12 protein-coding genes and 1 tRNA gene are annotated in these 13,317 nt (G+C 37.0%); 6 read left to right on the forward strand and 7 right to left on the reverse strand.

Going from position 1 to position 13,317, the window contains the following annotated elements; all coding sequences use genetic code 11:
* Positions 1-581: 581 nt before the first annotated feature.
* The 4 genes from B5E95_RS03745 to B5E95_RS03760 form a co-directional block, all read right to left on the reverse strand.
* Complete coding sequence (locus tag B5E95_RS03745; RefSeq protein ID WP_087175838.1) at positions 582-1,088, reverse strand: dihydrofolate reductase; 507 nt, start codon at positions 1,086-1,088, stop codon at positions 582-584.
* A 9-nt stretch (positions 1,089-1,097) separates the two neighbouring features.
* Complete coding sequence (locus B5E95_RS03750; RefSeq protein WP_087235602.1) at positions 1,098-2,054, reverse strand: thymidylate synthase; 957 nt, start codon at positions 2,052-2,054, stop codon at positions 1,098-1,100.
* A 141-nt stretch (positions 2,055-2,195) separates the two neighbouring features.
* Positions 2,196-3,584 (reverse strand): amino acid permease, encoded by a 1,389-nt coding sequence (locus B5E95_RS03755; RefSeq protein ID WP_087235603.1) that lies wholly within the window; start codon positions 3,582-3,584, stop codon positions 2,196-2,198.
* A 133-nt stretch (positions 3,585-3,717) separates the two neighbouring features.
* Positions 3,718-3,806 (reverse strand) — tRNA-Ser (locus B5E95_RS03760).
* A gap of 148 nt (positions 3,807-3,954) precedes the next feature.
* Between B5E95_RS03760 and bsh the strand changes: the two genes are divergently transcribed.
* Both bsh and B5E95_RS03770 read left to right on the forward strand, forming a co-directional pair.
* Positions 3,955-4,932, forward strand: coding sequence for a choloylglycine hydrolase (bsh, locus tag B5E95_RS03765; protein WP_087175835.1), 978 nt, complete (start codon positions 3,955-3,957; stop codon positions 4,930-4,932).
* 103 nt (positions 4,933-5,035) lie between these two features.
* The gene (locus tag B5E95_RS03770; protein WP_087175834.1) at positions 5,036-5,611 is read left to right on the forward strand and encodes a phosphatase PAP2 family protein; all 576 of its coding nucleotides are present in this window, start codon (positions 5,036-5,038) and stop codon (positions 5,609-5,611) included.
* A gap of 52 nt (positions 5,612-5,663) precedes the next feature.
* Here the strand turns inward: B5E95_RS03770 and B5E95_RS03775 are convergent, their stop codons facing one another.
* The gene (locus B5E95_RS03775; RefSeq protein ID WP_087175833.1) at positions 5,664-6,497 is read right to left on the reverse strand and encodes a DegV family protein; all 834 of its coding nucleotides are present in this window, start codon (positions 6,495-6,497) and stop codon (positions 5,664-5,666) included.
* A 226-nt stretch (positions 6,498-6,723) separates the two neighbouring features.
* Between B5E95_RS03775 and eno the strand changes: the two genes are divergently transcribed.
* Complete coding sequence (eno, locus tag B5E95_RS03780; RefSeq protein ID WP_025006139.1) at positions 6,724-8,010, forward strand: phosphopyruvate hydratase; 1,287 nt, start codon at positions 6,724-6,726, stop codon at positions 8,008-8,010.
* 78 nt (positions 8,011-8,088) lie between these two features.
* Here eno and B5E95_RS03785 read toward each other — a convergent pair whose 3' ends face one another.
* Positions 8,089-8,742, reverse strand: a complete 654-nt coding sequence (locus B5E95_RS03785; protein ID WP_241146311.1) for a DUF4767 domain-containing protein — start codon at positions 8,740-8,742, stop codon at positions 8,089-8,091.
* A gap of 109 nt (positions 8,743-8,851) precedes the next feature.
* Positions 8,852-9,340, reverse strand: a complete 489-nt coding sequence (locus tag B5E95_RS03790; protein WP_087235604.1) for a nitroreductase family protein — start codon at positions 9,338-9,340, stop codon at positions 8,852-8,854.
* 123 nt (positions 9,341-9,463) lie between these two features.
* Between B5E95_RS03790 and B5E95_RS03795 the strand changes: the two genes are divergently transcribed.
* The 3 genes from B5E95_RS03795 to B5E95_RS03805 all read left to right on the forward strand — a co-directional run bounded on the left by B5E95_RS03795 (position 9,464) and on the right by B5E95_RS03805 (position 13,299).
* Positions 9,464-10,324 (forward strand): ROK family protein, encoded by an 861-nt coding sequence (locus B5E95_RS03795; RefSeq protein WP_087235605.1) that lies wholly within the window; start codon positions 9,464-9,466, stop codon positions 10,322-10,324.
* 177 nt (positions 10,325-10,501) lie between these two features.
* Positions 10,502-11,884, forward strand: a complete 1,383-nt coding sequence (locus B5E95_RS03800; RefSeq protein ID WP_087235606.1) for a glycoside hydrolase family 1 protein — start codon at positions 10,502-10,504, stop codon at positions 11,882-11,884.
* Positions 11,884-13,299 carry a PTS sugar transporter subunit IIC gene (locus B5E95_RS03805; RefSeq protein ID WP_014565767.1) on the forward strand — a complete coding sequence of 472 codons (1,416 nt, stop codon included), beginning with the start codon at positions 11,884-11,886 and terminating at the stop codon, positions 13,297-13,299. The genes B5E95_RS03800 and B5E95_RS03805 overlap by 1 nt, the downstream gene beginning before the upstream one ends.
* Positions 13,300-13,317: the final 18 nt, after the last annotated feature.

Raw genomic sequence — 13,317 nt, forward strand, 5'->3', positions numbered from 1 at the left:
ATATTTTTACGTACTATTATACCGAAGAAATAAAAGAGCCCGCAACTTGCAAGCTCTTTTTTAATGGATTTAATTTTTTCTTTACAGTTCTTCTAAATCACTATCGGCCTTACTTTCAACAATGAATTCTTTCATTACATTTTAATCTTTGATCATCACTTTTAGTAGGAATTTCACCTACTTCATATAAAGCTACAGTAGAAGGGCTCCACCCTATTACTTTTGCAAATTGCTTTTACGTTAAATTCCACTTTTGTCGTAATGCTTTAATCTCTTCAGGTTTAACGAAATCAAACATTTCACGATATTTATCTTGAGCTATCTTTATAGCTGCATTATCTAGAGTCATATCTGGAACAACTTTTTGAGTACTATCATCAAATCATGCAGGCGCAGTTATTTTGATTTCTTTGCCTCTAATATTGAAAGTGTTGGTATAGTTCTTAATTGAAGTAGTCATAGCGTTCCCCTTAATATAACTAAATTATATAGGATTTCACTATGAATTCATAGTAAAGCATTAGCTAAAATTTTAGATGTAAAAACACGTTACTAACAATCATAGTAACGTGCTCTCTATTTTAATTCTTTCTCTGATAAGTCAAAAAAGTATAAGGATATTTATTCTTTTCATCGGCTTCATGATGTTTTTTCTTCACCAACTTAAACTGATCATAATCTATCTCTGGCATAACAGTATCTGCTTCAAAAGTAGCGTCAATCTCCGTTTTTTCCAAAACATCTACTTGCTCAAGCAATGTCTTAAAAATTGACACCCCACCAATCGCGCAAAGCTTTTCACCCTGATGATTTTGAATATAATCATTTAATTCAGCAACCGAATTAACAATCAATACCTGATCATTATCTTGGTACTTCTTTTTCAAATCTTGATCATGAGTTAAAACGATATGCTTTCTCTGAGGCAATAATCTTGGCAAACTCATGAAAGTTTTTCTACCCATGATAATTGGATGACCAATGGTTTTCTCTTTAAAATGATGCAGATCTGCTGGCAAATGCCATGGCAAATGTCCGTCTAATCCTATCTGATGTTTTTGGTCTTCTGCCCAAACATACTCGATCATCGCGTCCTCCTAAACTGCAACCGGCGCCTTAATCGTGCCATGATGCTGATAATCAACCACTTTAATATCCTTCATTTCAAAATCTTCGATCTTTTTCTTTTCAGGATTAAGCCATAATTGTGGTGAATCATACGGCTTACGGCTAAGCAATTCTTCAACTTGCTTGAAGTGATTGCGATAAATATGGGCATCCCCCAATGTATGAATAAACTCACCAACTTGCAAACCCGTTTCTCGAGCAATCAAATTAAGTAAAAGCGAATATGATGCAATATTAAATGGCACGCCTAAAAACATGTCCCCTGATCGTTGATAAAGCTGTACACTGATTTTGCCATCAACCACATAAAACTGAAACATGACATGGCAAGGTGGAAGTGCACTAGTCGGAACGTCTTCAGGATTCCAAGCGGTAACAATCATGCGGCGTGAATTTGGCGTTTCCTTAATTTGCTTGATCACATCAGCAATTTGATCAATAAATCCGCCTTCCCGCTTTTTCCAATGTCGCCACTGCGCACCATAGACATCGCCTAAGTTGCCATACTTCTTAGCAAAATCTTCATCATCCAAAATCCGTTGATCAAACTTTTTCATTTCTGCTTGATAAATCTTGTTAAACTCTGGATCACTTTGACTGCGCAAGCCAAAATCCGTCATATCGGGACCTTGATATTCGCTGCTATTAACCCAATTTTTAAAGGCCCATTCATCCCAGATATGGTTATTATGCTCTAATAAAAAGCGAATATTAGTATCTCCTCTTAGATACCACAACAACTCACTTTTAATCAGGCCAAATGGCACCTTCTTAGTAGTCAACAATGGAAAACCTTGCGAAAGATCGAAACGCATTTGAGCACCGAAATAACTCCTAGTACCTGTCCCCGTTCGATCATCCTTATCATATCCTTCTGTCATAATTTTCTGCAATAGATCTAAATATGGTTGTTCAAGAATCGCCATTTTTGTTCACCTTTCAAAAAATCATTTTCTATTACAATACCATAGATATAGTGGTTTTGATAATGCGATATAGTCATATTTAGTAGTTTATATAAATTAAGCAAAGAAAAAAATCCCAAAACTTAATTTGGGATTTTTCTTCTAATTTTTCTTAAATTCACCTTTATGTCTTACCAAATATACGATTGTCGCAGCAATCAATACTAAGGCACCCACAATAACGGAAATTCTAGTATCCGGATTGATAAACATAAAGACAACGATGACTAAGAGCATTAAGAATGCGAAGTAATTTGAAAATGGATATAGTGGCAACTTAAATGGATGATTTGCCATTACGTCCTTATTGTGTCTTCTAAATCTAAGTTCAGCTAACAAGATTACAAACCATGGAATCATTCCCGGCAAAACTGATGAACTGAAGACTACTACAAACAAATCAGAAGCTGAATGATTAAATTGTGAAGCAATTACATTTAAAACAAAACCGATAAAAATACCACCTGAAATACCCATAATTGCACGATCTGGAACAATTCGCTTAGAAATGTGCTTGAAAATTCCAGGAGCTTCTTTATCATGTGACAATTTAAACAGCATTCGACTTGAAGAATAAATACCTGAGTTGGCACCCGAAAGCGCAGCCGTTAACACCACAAAGTTAATAATTGAGGCAGCTGCGGTAATTCCCACTTTAGCAAAAGTAGTTACAAATGGTGACCCCAGACTACTCAATTGATCCCATGGGTAAATAGTCACAATTACGAAGATGGCACCAACATAGAAGATCAAAATTCTGAATAAAACAGATTTAACACTTTTGACAATTGCTTCTTGTGGGTTGGCAACTTCCCCTGCAGAAATTCCTAAAAGTTCAATACCTTCATAAGAACCTACAATAATAGACATAGAGAAGAAGAAACCTTTAAAACCACCGGTAAAGAAACCACCATGTGCCCATAGATTGCTAAAACCGGTAGGTTTACCACCGTTACCCACGCCAAAGAAGATAACGATAAAGCCTAAAATGATCATTAAAATAATGGTAACGACTTTGATCATAGCAAACCAAAATTCCAAGGACGCATAGGCTTTGGCACTTGCAAGGTTAGCTAACAAAAGAAAGGCGATAATTATTATCCCCGACCAAAGCACGCTGATATTCGGCCACCAATATTTTAGATATTCGGTTGCGGCAACAACTTCGGACATCCCTACGACGATGTATTCAAAGACATTCGCCCACTCGGCAAGATACCCAGCTAAGGGATGCACGTATTCCGTTGCATAATCAGCAAATGAACCAGTACCTGGGTTGACATAGAGCATTTCCCCTAGAGCTCTCATGACAATGTACAAGATTAACCCAACAAACATGTAGGCTAATAATACGGACGGACCAGTCCATTTAATAGTTGATGTTGACCCCATAAATAAGCCGACACCGATTGCTCCACCAAGTGAGATCATCTCCATTTGGCCAGCAGACATGGTACGGCGCAGTTGGGGTGCGTTATTCTTTTTACTCATATAACAACTCCAAAAAAATCAGTTCTATCCTATTAAAATATTCTTCGATAAATTTAATTTTAAACTTGATGATTTGTCAAGAGAAAAAGAAAAAAACTACCATTCATTACATGGTAGTTTGCTAAAAATTCTAAGGAGTGTACAGGATTTGAACCTGCGCGCCAAGGAAAACTTGGTTCGCCGGATTTCGAGTCCGGTGCATTACCACTCTGCCAACACTCCATAACGTTATCATTATAACTCATTATTATAGATAATCAAAAACAAACTAGAATTTTATATAATTTCAAAATTTATTGTGCTAAACTATCCCTAAAGCATCATATCGGTACTCTATTTTTAGATATAGTTGATAGAAAAGAGAACAATTATGTGTACATCTATTATATTTAGTCCAAGGGATCACTACTTTGGCCGCAACCTTGACCTTGAAGTTACTTTTGGACAACAAGTTGTTATTACTCCACGCGACTACGTATTCAAGTTTCGTGACATGCCTAAAATCGATCATCACTATGCAATGGTTGGTATTGCATTAAATGCAGATAGTTACCCATTATACTTTGATGCAGCTAACGAAAAAGGCTTAGGAATGGTCGGTCTTAACTATCCAGATAACGCCATTTACTACGACGTAAAAGAAGGCAAAGACAATATTGCTTCATTCGAATTTATTCCTTGGATCTTAGGCCAAGCAGCTACTGTTGCAGAAGCTAAGAAATTATTATCTACCATCAACATTACCAAGAAGAACTTCAGTGACAAGATGCAAGCATCCCCACTTCACTGGATCATTGCAGATAAAACTGGTGTTTCTATTGTTGTTGAAACTGATGCAGACGGTATGCACGTTTACGATAATCCTGTTGGCTGCTTAACTAACAACCCACAATTCCCTAAGCAATTGTTCAACTTAAACAACTACGCAGATGTTTCTGCCGCAATGCCAAAGAACAACTTCTCAGATCAAGTTAAAATGGACGGCTACAGCCGCGGCTTAGGTTCACGCAATTTGCCAGGTGGTATGGATTCAGAATCCCGTTTTGTCAGAGTAGCCTTCAACAAGTTTAACGCCCCTACTTCCGATTCTGAAGAAGAAAACGTGGACACTTACTTCCATATTCTGCATTCAGTAGAACAACAAAAAGGCCTGGATCAAGTCGGCCCAGATGCTTTTGAGTACACTATTTACTCTGATGGTATCAATTTGGATAAAGGTATCTTCTACTACACTACTTACACTAATAAGCAAATCAACGTAGTTGATATGAATAAAGAAGATTTAGACAGCAGTGATTTAATTACTTACGATATGCTCACTAAAGGTAAATTTAATCATCAAAACTAAAAATTGCGCAAATAATGTTAATTTTGTTTAAAGATTAGCATTATTTTTTCTTTTGCGGTTAAAATAGATTTTACAAATAAGTTATTGGGGATATTGTGCATCAATGAATAATTATTTAGTGTTGCTCCTTGCAGCAACTGTTTTATTGTTACTCATTTTTAATATCAAGACCTCACGTCGTTTTAATCTATTTGACCACTGGCTACACCATCAATTAGTTAAAAAACGCAGTGGTTACAAATGGCAAGTAATTGCCTTTATTAACGATCCCAAATTGATGGTCGTTTGGGACGTGCTCTTAGCTGGCCTTTTGTTAAATGAAGAGCGCAATTTAACTGCACTTTGGGTATTGGGTACCTTAGGTTTTGCGGATATTTCCGGCATCATTTTAAAGAGATTGATCCGGCGCAAGCGTCCTATTCTCCACTCAAACATGGAAGAAGGCTACAGCTTCCCTAGTGGGCACGTTTTAGGAGCAACGACCATGGGGCTAATTCTATTGCAGCTTTTTGCTAAAGATTTAGGACTCGCCTTCATCATCACAGTTATTGCTGTTTGGATAATGGTAATCATTTCTCGCTTGAGTTTAAAAGCCCATTACCCATCAGACATAATTGGTGCAACTAGTTTAGCAATCGTTTGCTTTAGCATTTCACAACAATTGTTTTTAGCACTCTAAACAAAAACGAGTATGTTTCTTGGAACATACTCGTTTTATTTTAATTTATCTTTTATTCGTGAAAACCAACCATAATTCCGCCCTCTTCAGCATAAAAACTGCAAAGGCCGCGCATTGGACGGATCGTAACTTGAGCATCAGGATATTCAGCCAAGATCTTATCTTTGATAATCTCGGCATCTTTTTCATTTTCGCAGTGGTCAATAATCACTTCACCGCCATGATAATTGTCGTCCTTCATGTATTTAAGCAATTCACGTATTGCTTTTTTCATACCCCTAGCCTTAGTTAATGGTTCAAGCTTACCTTCCTTGCTTGCCGTACCGATCAAGTTGATTTTCAAAAGACCGGCAACCTTGGCTGCGACTGGTGAGACACGCCCATTCAGAGACAAATTATGTAGTGATTGCAGAATAAAGAGCAAATGCGTACGCATTCTGAATTTGGCAATTACTTCTTCGAGATCAACAAAGCGGATATCGCCTTGAATCATTTTCTCAATACCGTGCAAAACAATAGTTAATTCAGGGCCCGCACTTCTTGAGTCAACTACAATAATTTGACTGGTGGGATGCTTTTCCTCATACATTGTTTTTGCTTGAAGTGCTGAGGAAAAAGTACCACTCATACCACTAGTCATCGTGATGATGATAGCTTTTTCGGTACCTTCTAGTGCATTAAGCCAAGCTTGAATGCTAGGACAAGTAGTCTTACCGGCAATTTGATTTTGATTCATATCATTCAAAAATTCTCTGATATTCAAATTTTGATCGTCAATATAATCCTTACCGCCAAAAGAAATAGTCAAAGGTACTACTTCCACGTTGTGGTCAGGATCGCTTTTCATATTGCTACTAGAATCAATAATTAATTTAATATTCTCCATAATCGAATTCCTTATTTATCATAAACAATTATTTTAATACATGTATTATAGCGCGTTGATATAGTAATTTATTATTGTCTTTATTAATTTTTAAAATGTAAACCGCTTTCATATGTTTACATGATCACAAAGTTAGGCTAAAATTTGAATTGTAAGCGGGACAAAAATTGTTCCGTATGGCATGCAAAATTTTTGTTACATGCCATAATTTTTGAGGAGGTTTATAATGCTCAAATCAGTTATTGAAAATGTACACGCACTCGAAATTTTTGACTCACGTGGTAACCCAACTGTTGAAGTTCACGTTACCCTTTCAAACGGTGTCGTAGGTAAGGCTGAAGTTCCATCAGGTGCTTCAACTGGTGAAAACGAAGCCGTTGAATTACGTGACGGTGGTTCACGTCTTGGCGGTAAGGGCGTTTCAAAGGCTGTTAACAATGTTAACACTGAAATTAACGACGCTTTAAAGGGTATGGATCCATTTAACCAACCTAAGATTGACCAAACTATGATCGACTTAGACGGTACTCCAAACAAGGGTCGTCTTGGTGCTAACGCTATCTTAGGTGTATCAATGGCTACTGCTGTTGCTGCAGCTAAGGCTAGTCAACAACCTCTTTACCGTTACCTTGGCGGTATTGATCTTGAAATGCCACAAACTTTCCACAACGTTATCAACGGTGGTGAACATGCTGACAACGGTATCGACATCCAAGAATTCATGATCACTCCAATTGCTAAGACTTCATTCCGTGATGGTTTCGAAAAGATCGTTAACGTATACCATACTTTGAAGAAAGTTCTTGAAGACATGGGTTACGAAACTGGCTTGGGTGACGAAGGTGGTTTCGCACCTAACATGAAGAACTCAGAAGAAGCTTTGAAGGCTTTACACGAATCAATCGTTAAGGCTGGTTACAAGCCAGGCGAAGATATCGGTATTGCATGTGACTGTGCTGCTTCATACTTCTACAACAAAGAAGACGGCAAGTACCACCTTGAAGGCAAGGTTCTTGACGATGAAGAATTAGCTGCATACTACGACAAGCTTCTTGACGAATTCCCAGAATTAATGTCAATGGAAGACCCATACGACGAAAACGATGTTGACGGTATGGTTAAGTTCACTCAATCACACAAGGACCGTATCCAAATCGTTCTTGACGACTTCATTTGTACTAACCCAGCACTTTTGAAGAAAGCCATCAAGGAAGGTGCCGGCAACGCTTCATTAATCAAGTTGAACCAAATCGGTACTGTTACTGAAACTCTTGAAACTATCCGTATGTCACGTAAGAACGGCTACAACACTATGATTTCTCACCGTTCAGGTGAAACTGGTGACACCTTCATCGCTGACTTGGCTGTTGCTATCAACGGTGGTCAACTTAAGACTGGTGCTCCAGCTCGTTCAGAACGTGTTGAAAAGTACAACCGTTTGCTTGAAATCGAAGAAGAACTTGGCAAGGGCGAACGTCTTGCATTCTTCCCAGATGATGTTGACCACGATTAATTTCGATTAACCGAGTACAATTTCAACAAAAAGCATGTAGATTAATTTCTACATGCTTTTTTGTTTTATCTTTAATTATTATTTTTCAGTATATATCTTGCTAAAATCTTTATTTAGCTCCTTATCTTTTACTACTTTAACTATTACTGGATTAGCATTTTTAGATTGATCTAATAAAATAACTGGTTTATTCTTCATCAAGCAGAATAAATAGGTATTATGCCATGACTTAAAGTCCTCATTAGCAATGGCTACAATATTATATTGATAATTATTTTTTCCTAGTGGACTATAGCCAATCTTGATAACCTTTTTATTAAGTAAAAATCTATTCTTCTTAAGAACGTCAGGATAAGTGGGGCCATTTTTAGTTTTCAAAACACGTTTACCATCATAAAAACGATAATTTTGTCCCATTGTCTTACCCCATTGATTAACAGCTTTTTGCAATTTTTGCGTCTTTGCGGTATCCCACTTATTTACAATTTTCTTCTTAGGAGCCTTGGTCTTTTTCTTAGTGACTTTCTTTGTGTTTTTCTTTTTAACTACTTTTTTCTTTTTCGGCACAGTTTTCTTACTTGAAGATTGTGCCTTTTTTACCTTAGTTTGAAAACTTTCCTTTTTCTCACTGCCGATTGTAACTGCATCTTTTCCAAAATGCACTTGACTACAACCAGTCAGCGTTGTCATTAAAAATAGTGTAGATATTCCTACTAAAACTTTCTTATTCATAGTTTCCTCATCTTAATCATATAACTACGAATATTATATGATAAAAGGCTTACAAATAACTAATTTGATCAAAAAATAAGGGCTAACTAATGTCAGTCCTTTATTTTTATTAATAAATAGTTACTTGATATCTCTTAGAACGATCTCCTTTTTCAGGTTCCACTGCACTTTTTCCTACAGCCACGATTACTGTAGTTTGAAAAGCGGGATCAATTCCTAATTCTTGTTGCAGATCGTTAAAATCATTAAGTCTTGCTGCACCGCCCATAATATAAACTGAGCCTAAATCCAGATCAGTTGCCTCAAGCATAATATTCTCTGCAGCAACTGATGCATCCCGTTCACCAAATTCACTATCTTTTTTAGTATTGATCAAAAATAAAACTGGTGCATTATAACAAGAATTATTAGTTACCTCTTCTATCTTATTGCGTAGACCTTCGTCTTTAACTACAACTAAGTTCATCACATTTGCTTGGTGCATGCCACAAGGTGCGGTTTGAAAAGCGGCAATCATTTCTTGAATCTTCTCATCAGAAATTGCTTCATTAGAATATTTACGGACTGCTCTTCTATTTTCAAAAATTGAATTTACCATATATAAGCCTCCTAAGCTTCCTTACATTCCTATTTTATCATTAGGTGAATTGTTGACAACGCTTTCAAAAATATTTATGATTATCTTAAAAAGTATATATTTTTACTAAGGAGATTTTTGATCATGAATTTAGCCGCAATTGATATAGGTGGTACAACAATTAAGATAGCAACTTGGAAAGATGGCAAATTACAAAATAAACATGCCGTAGATACTCCCAAAGATTTAGACACTTTTTATTCTGTTTTAACTGATGAAGTAAACAAAATAAAAGAAGATACTGATATTAAAGGTGTCGCAATCTCTGCACCGGGTGCTGTAAACCAAAAAACGGGCATTATCGGTGGTACTAGTGCACTTCCATACATTCACAACTTTAAAATTGTTGACAAATTAGAAAAACGCTTTGAATTACCTGTTTCCATGGAAAACGATGCTAACTCTGCTGCTTTAGGCGAATTAGCAGAAGGTGCAGGTAAAGGCTCCGATAGTATGGCCTTCTTCGTAATTGGCACAGGTATCGGTGGCGCCATTATTATTAACCAAAAAGTTTGGCATGGTGCTCACCTATTTGGTGGTGAATTTGGCTACATGGGGTTTGATACAGAATCCGTCAGTGACCTCGCTTCCCCAGTAGCAATGGCCAACCGCTACAATGAAAGAACTGGCAAAAAACTTGATGGTAAAACCGTCTTTGCCTTAGCAGATGAAGATGATCCAGTAGCTAGCGATGAACGTCAAACTTTAATTCATTCCCTAGCTCTGGCAATTTACAATGTTCAACAAAGTTTTGACCCTGAAAAAATTGTAATCGGTGGTGGAATTTCCAATAATCCAGAATTAATTCCATTGCTGAATCGTGAAATCGATCATATTCAAACTCAAATTAATCCATCAAGCATTAAACCTGAGATCGTTCTCTGCAGTTTAAAGAGTGATGCAAACTTACGCGGTGCGGTAGCAAATTTTGAGCAAACACATTAATAGCTAAACGCTAATTGCTATTTAACCCTTCTAAAAGGCCCAATATAATGGGCTTTTTATTTTGCAATTATAAAAAGTATAGATTTTTAATTAAAAAGCTATTTATTTTTGCATGCATTATGCTATACTTATTTGTGTAAAAAATGAAAGCACTTACAGAGAGGAGAGAAGATCTAGATGACTGAAAAGCGCAAATTGCCATCCACATTCCTTTGGGGCAACTCAGTTTCCAGTATGCAAACTGAAGGTGCATGGAATGAAGATGGCAAGGGGCTTTCAGTCTATGATGTCCGACCTGCTACTGACAATACTAGTGACTGGCATGTAGCAATTGATGAATATCATAGATATGACGAAGACCTCGACTTACTGAAGGACATGAACATGAACATGTATCGTATTCAAATTTCATGGTCTCGTGTTTGTCCTGATGGAGACGGCGACTTCAATCAAAAAGGTATTGACTTCTATGATCGATTAGTTAATGCAATGCTTAAACGTGGCATTCAACCAATGATCTGTCTTTACCACTTTGATATGCCGCTTAATTTAGCCAAAAAGTACAACGGTTTTATGTCACGGCACGTAGTTGACGCCTTTGTCCGTTTTGGTAAAAAAATGATCGACCATTTCAGTGATCGAGTGAAATATTGGATTGTCTTCAACGAGCATAATCTATATTTCCAAGATGAAGTTTTTAATATTTCAGGTTACGAATCTGGAGATAAAAGTTTGGATGATATGTACACTATCTTCCACCATACGATGATGTGTCATATTCAATTAGCAAATTACATCCACGAAAATCACTCAGACGTAAAAATTGGTGGAATGCTTGCTTACCAACAAATTTATCCAGCAACGAGTAAACCTGAAGACGTTTGGGCAGCAAAGCAAGTACAAGAGTTTTTAAACTTTAATATTTACGATGCTGACAACGGCTGCGGCTATTCACCAGAAGTAATGCAATATGTCAAAAATCATGGCATTCAAATGGACATTACAGATGAAGATAAAGAAATTATGAAGAAAGCTAAAGCTGATTTCCTAGCATTTTCTTACTATTCATCCTGGGTTTTATCTAGCGATAAAATTCCTGAGGGTGAAGCTCCTAACCATTACCTTAACAAGGGCGGAGTTGAGTCCAAATATGTTAAGACAAACGATTGGGGCTGGGCAATTGATCCACTAGGATTTAGGAATGCAATTACTACAATGTACAACTACTACCGTATTCCTATTTTCCCTATTGAAAATGGTATCGGCCTCAAGGAAACTTGGGACGGTGAGCATATGATTGAAGATGATGAGCGTATTGCTTATCACCGCGACCATATCAAAGCAATGAAAGATGCTATTTTCGATGACGGCGCCAAGGTGCTTGGTTATCTCGGCTGGGGATTAATTGATATTCCAAGTTCTCATGCTGATATGGAAAAACGCTACGGTGCTGTTTACGTCAACAGATCAAACCACGATTTAAAAGATTTAAAACGTGTGCCTAAGAAATCATTCTATTGGTTTCAAAAGGTACTTAAAGATAATGGAGATGAATTATAATGACTGATCAAAAACAATCTGGGTTCAGTAATTTTGTGAACAGCAAAATTCTGCCACCTATTATGAAATTTGTTAATACTAAAGCTATTGTTGCTTTACAGAATGGTATGATTTATACTTTGCCATTCATTATTGTTGGTTCTATTTTCTTAATTTTATCCAACATCCCTATTCCAGCAGTGGCTAATGCAATTAATGCTTCTGGTTGGGGGGCAATTTTCAATCAAGCTTACACCACAACTTTTAACATTATGGCACTTTGGGGCTCAATTGGTATTGCTTATATTTATGTCAAAAATGAAGGCTATGAACCATTAGCTGGTGGGCTTACCGCATGTGCTTCCTTCTTAATGCTCCAAACTTTAGCAATCGACAGCCCATTAAAAGCCGCTTTAACTTCCGGTATCAATAACGGTCAAATGAGCGGCAAGGTAGTTGCTGAAAATATTGATAAGTTACCTCATGCTTTACAAACATTCTTGGAAGCTCCTGTAACTGGTGTTATCAACATCAATTGGCTTGGTGGTGACGGTATGATCGCTGCCATTATCGTAGGTTTGATTGTTGGTTGGGCTTACTCAGCAATGATGAAAGCTGGTTGGACTATTAAGCTTCCTAAGCAAGTTCCACCTGCAGTATCTAACCAATTTACTGCTATGATTCCAGCTGGTGTAATCTTAACTGTTACTATGCTTATCTTCGGTGCATTTAATAACTTTGCACACACTGACTTCTTACAATGGGTATACAAAACCATTCAATCACCATTACAAGGTGTATCAGATTCATTTGGTGGTGCAGTTGTTATCGCTTTCTTAGTACCATTCTTCTGGTTCTTCGGTGTTCACGGTGGTTTGATTGTTGGTTCCATTGCTGGTTCACTTCTTCAAGCAAACTCATTTGACAACGCTCAATTATACAGAGCCGGCAAATTAACTATTGCCAACGGTGCTCACGTTGTTACTAACGAATTCTACAACAACTTTATTAACTTAACTGGTTCTGGTATTACTATCGGTTTAGTTATCTTCATCTTAATTGCTGCTAAATCAGCACAAATGAAATCATTAGGTAAATTGGAATTAGTACCTGGTATCTTCAACATTAACGAACCATTCCTCTTCGGTATGCCTATCGTTATGAACCCATTCCTTGCAATTCCATTCTTCTTAACTCCAATTGTCGTAGCTATCTCTACTTACTGCGTAATCAGATTTGGTATTGTTCCACCATTAAATGGTATGGCTGCACCTTGGACTACGCCAGCTGTTATTTCCGGATTCCTAATCGGAGGTTGGAAGATGGCCATTTGGCAAGCATGTACTCTAGTAATTTCTACTTTGATCTATTGGCCATTTGCTAAGAAGTATGACAATATCTTACTTAAACGTGAACAAGCAAACGAAACTAAATAATAAAAGAGGTATTTAAAA

This window comes from Lactobacillus gallinarum (genome assembly GCF_002160635.1).
GTDB lineage: Bacteria > Bacillota > Bacilli > Lactobacillales > Lactobacillaceae > Lactobacillus > Lactobacillus gallinarum.

Coding starts and splice junctions, on each gene's coding strand:
- B5E95_RS03745 (WP_087175838.1), bottom strand. CDS start 1,088: ATGATCGAGTATGTTTGGGCAGAAGACCAAAAACATCAGATAGGATTA.
- B5E95_RS03750 (WP_087235602.1), bottom strand. CDS start 2,054: ATGGCGATTCTTGAACAACCATATTTAGATCTATTGCAGAAAATTATG.
- B5E95_RS03755 (WP_087235603.1), bottom strand. CDS start 3,584: ATGAGTAAAAAGAATAACGCACCCCAACTGCGCCGTACCATGTCTGCT.
- bsh (WP_087175835.1), top strand. CDS start 3,955: ATGTGTACATCTATTATATTTAGTCCAAGGGATCACTACTTTGGCCGC.
- B5E95_RS03770 (WP_087175834.1), top strand. CDS start 5,036: ATGAATAATTATTTAGTGTTGCTCCTTGCAGCAACTGTTTTATTGTTA.
- B5E95_RS03775 (WP_087175833.1), bottom strand. CDS start 6,497: ATGGAGAATATTAAATTAATTATTGATTCTAGTAGCAATATGAAAAGC.
- eno (WP_025006139.1), top strand. CDS start 6,724: ATGCTCAAATCAGTTATTGAAAATGTACACGCACTCGAAATTTTTGAC.
- B5E95_RS03785 (WP_241146311.1), bottom strand. CDS start 8,742: ATGAATAAGAAAGTTTTAGTAGGAATATCTACACTATTTTTAATGACA.
- B5E95_RS03790 (WP_087235604.1), bottom strand. CDS start 9,340: ATGGTAAATTCAATTTTTGAAAATAGAAGAGCAGTCCGTAAATATTCT.
- B5E95_RS03795 (WP_087235605.1), top strand. CDS start 9,464: ATGAATTTAGCCGCAATTGATATAGGTGGTACAACAATTAAGATAGCA.
- B5E95_RS03800 (WP_087235606.1), top strand. CDS start 10,502: ATGACTGAAAAGCGCAAATTGCCATCCACATTCCTTTGGGGCAACTCA.
- B5E95_RS03805 (WP_014565767.1), top strand. CDS start 11,884: ATGACTGATCAAAAACAATCTGGGTTCAGTAATTTTGTGAACAGCAAA.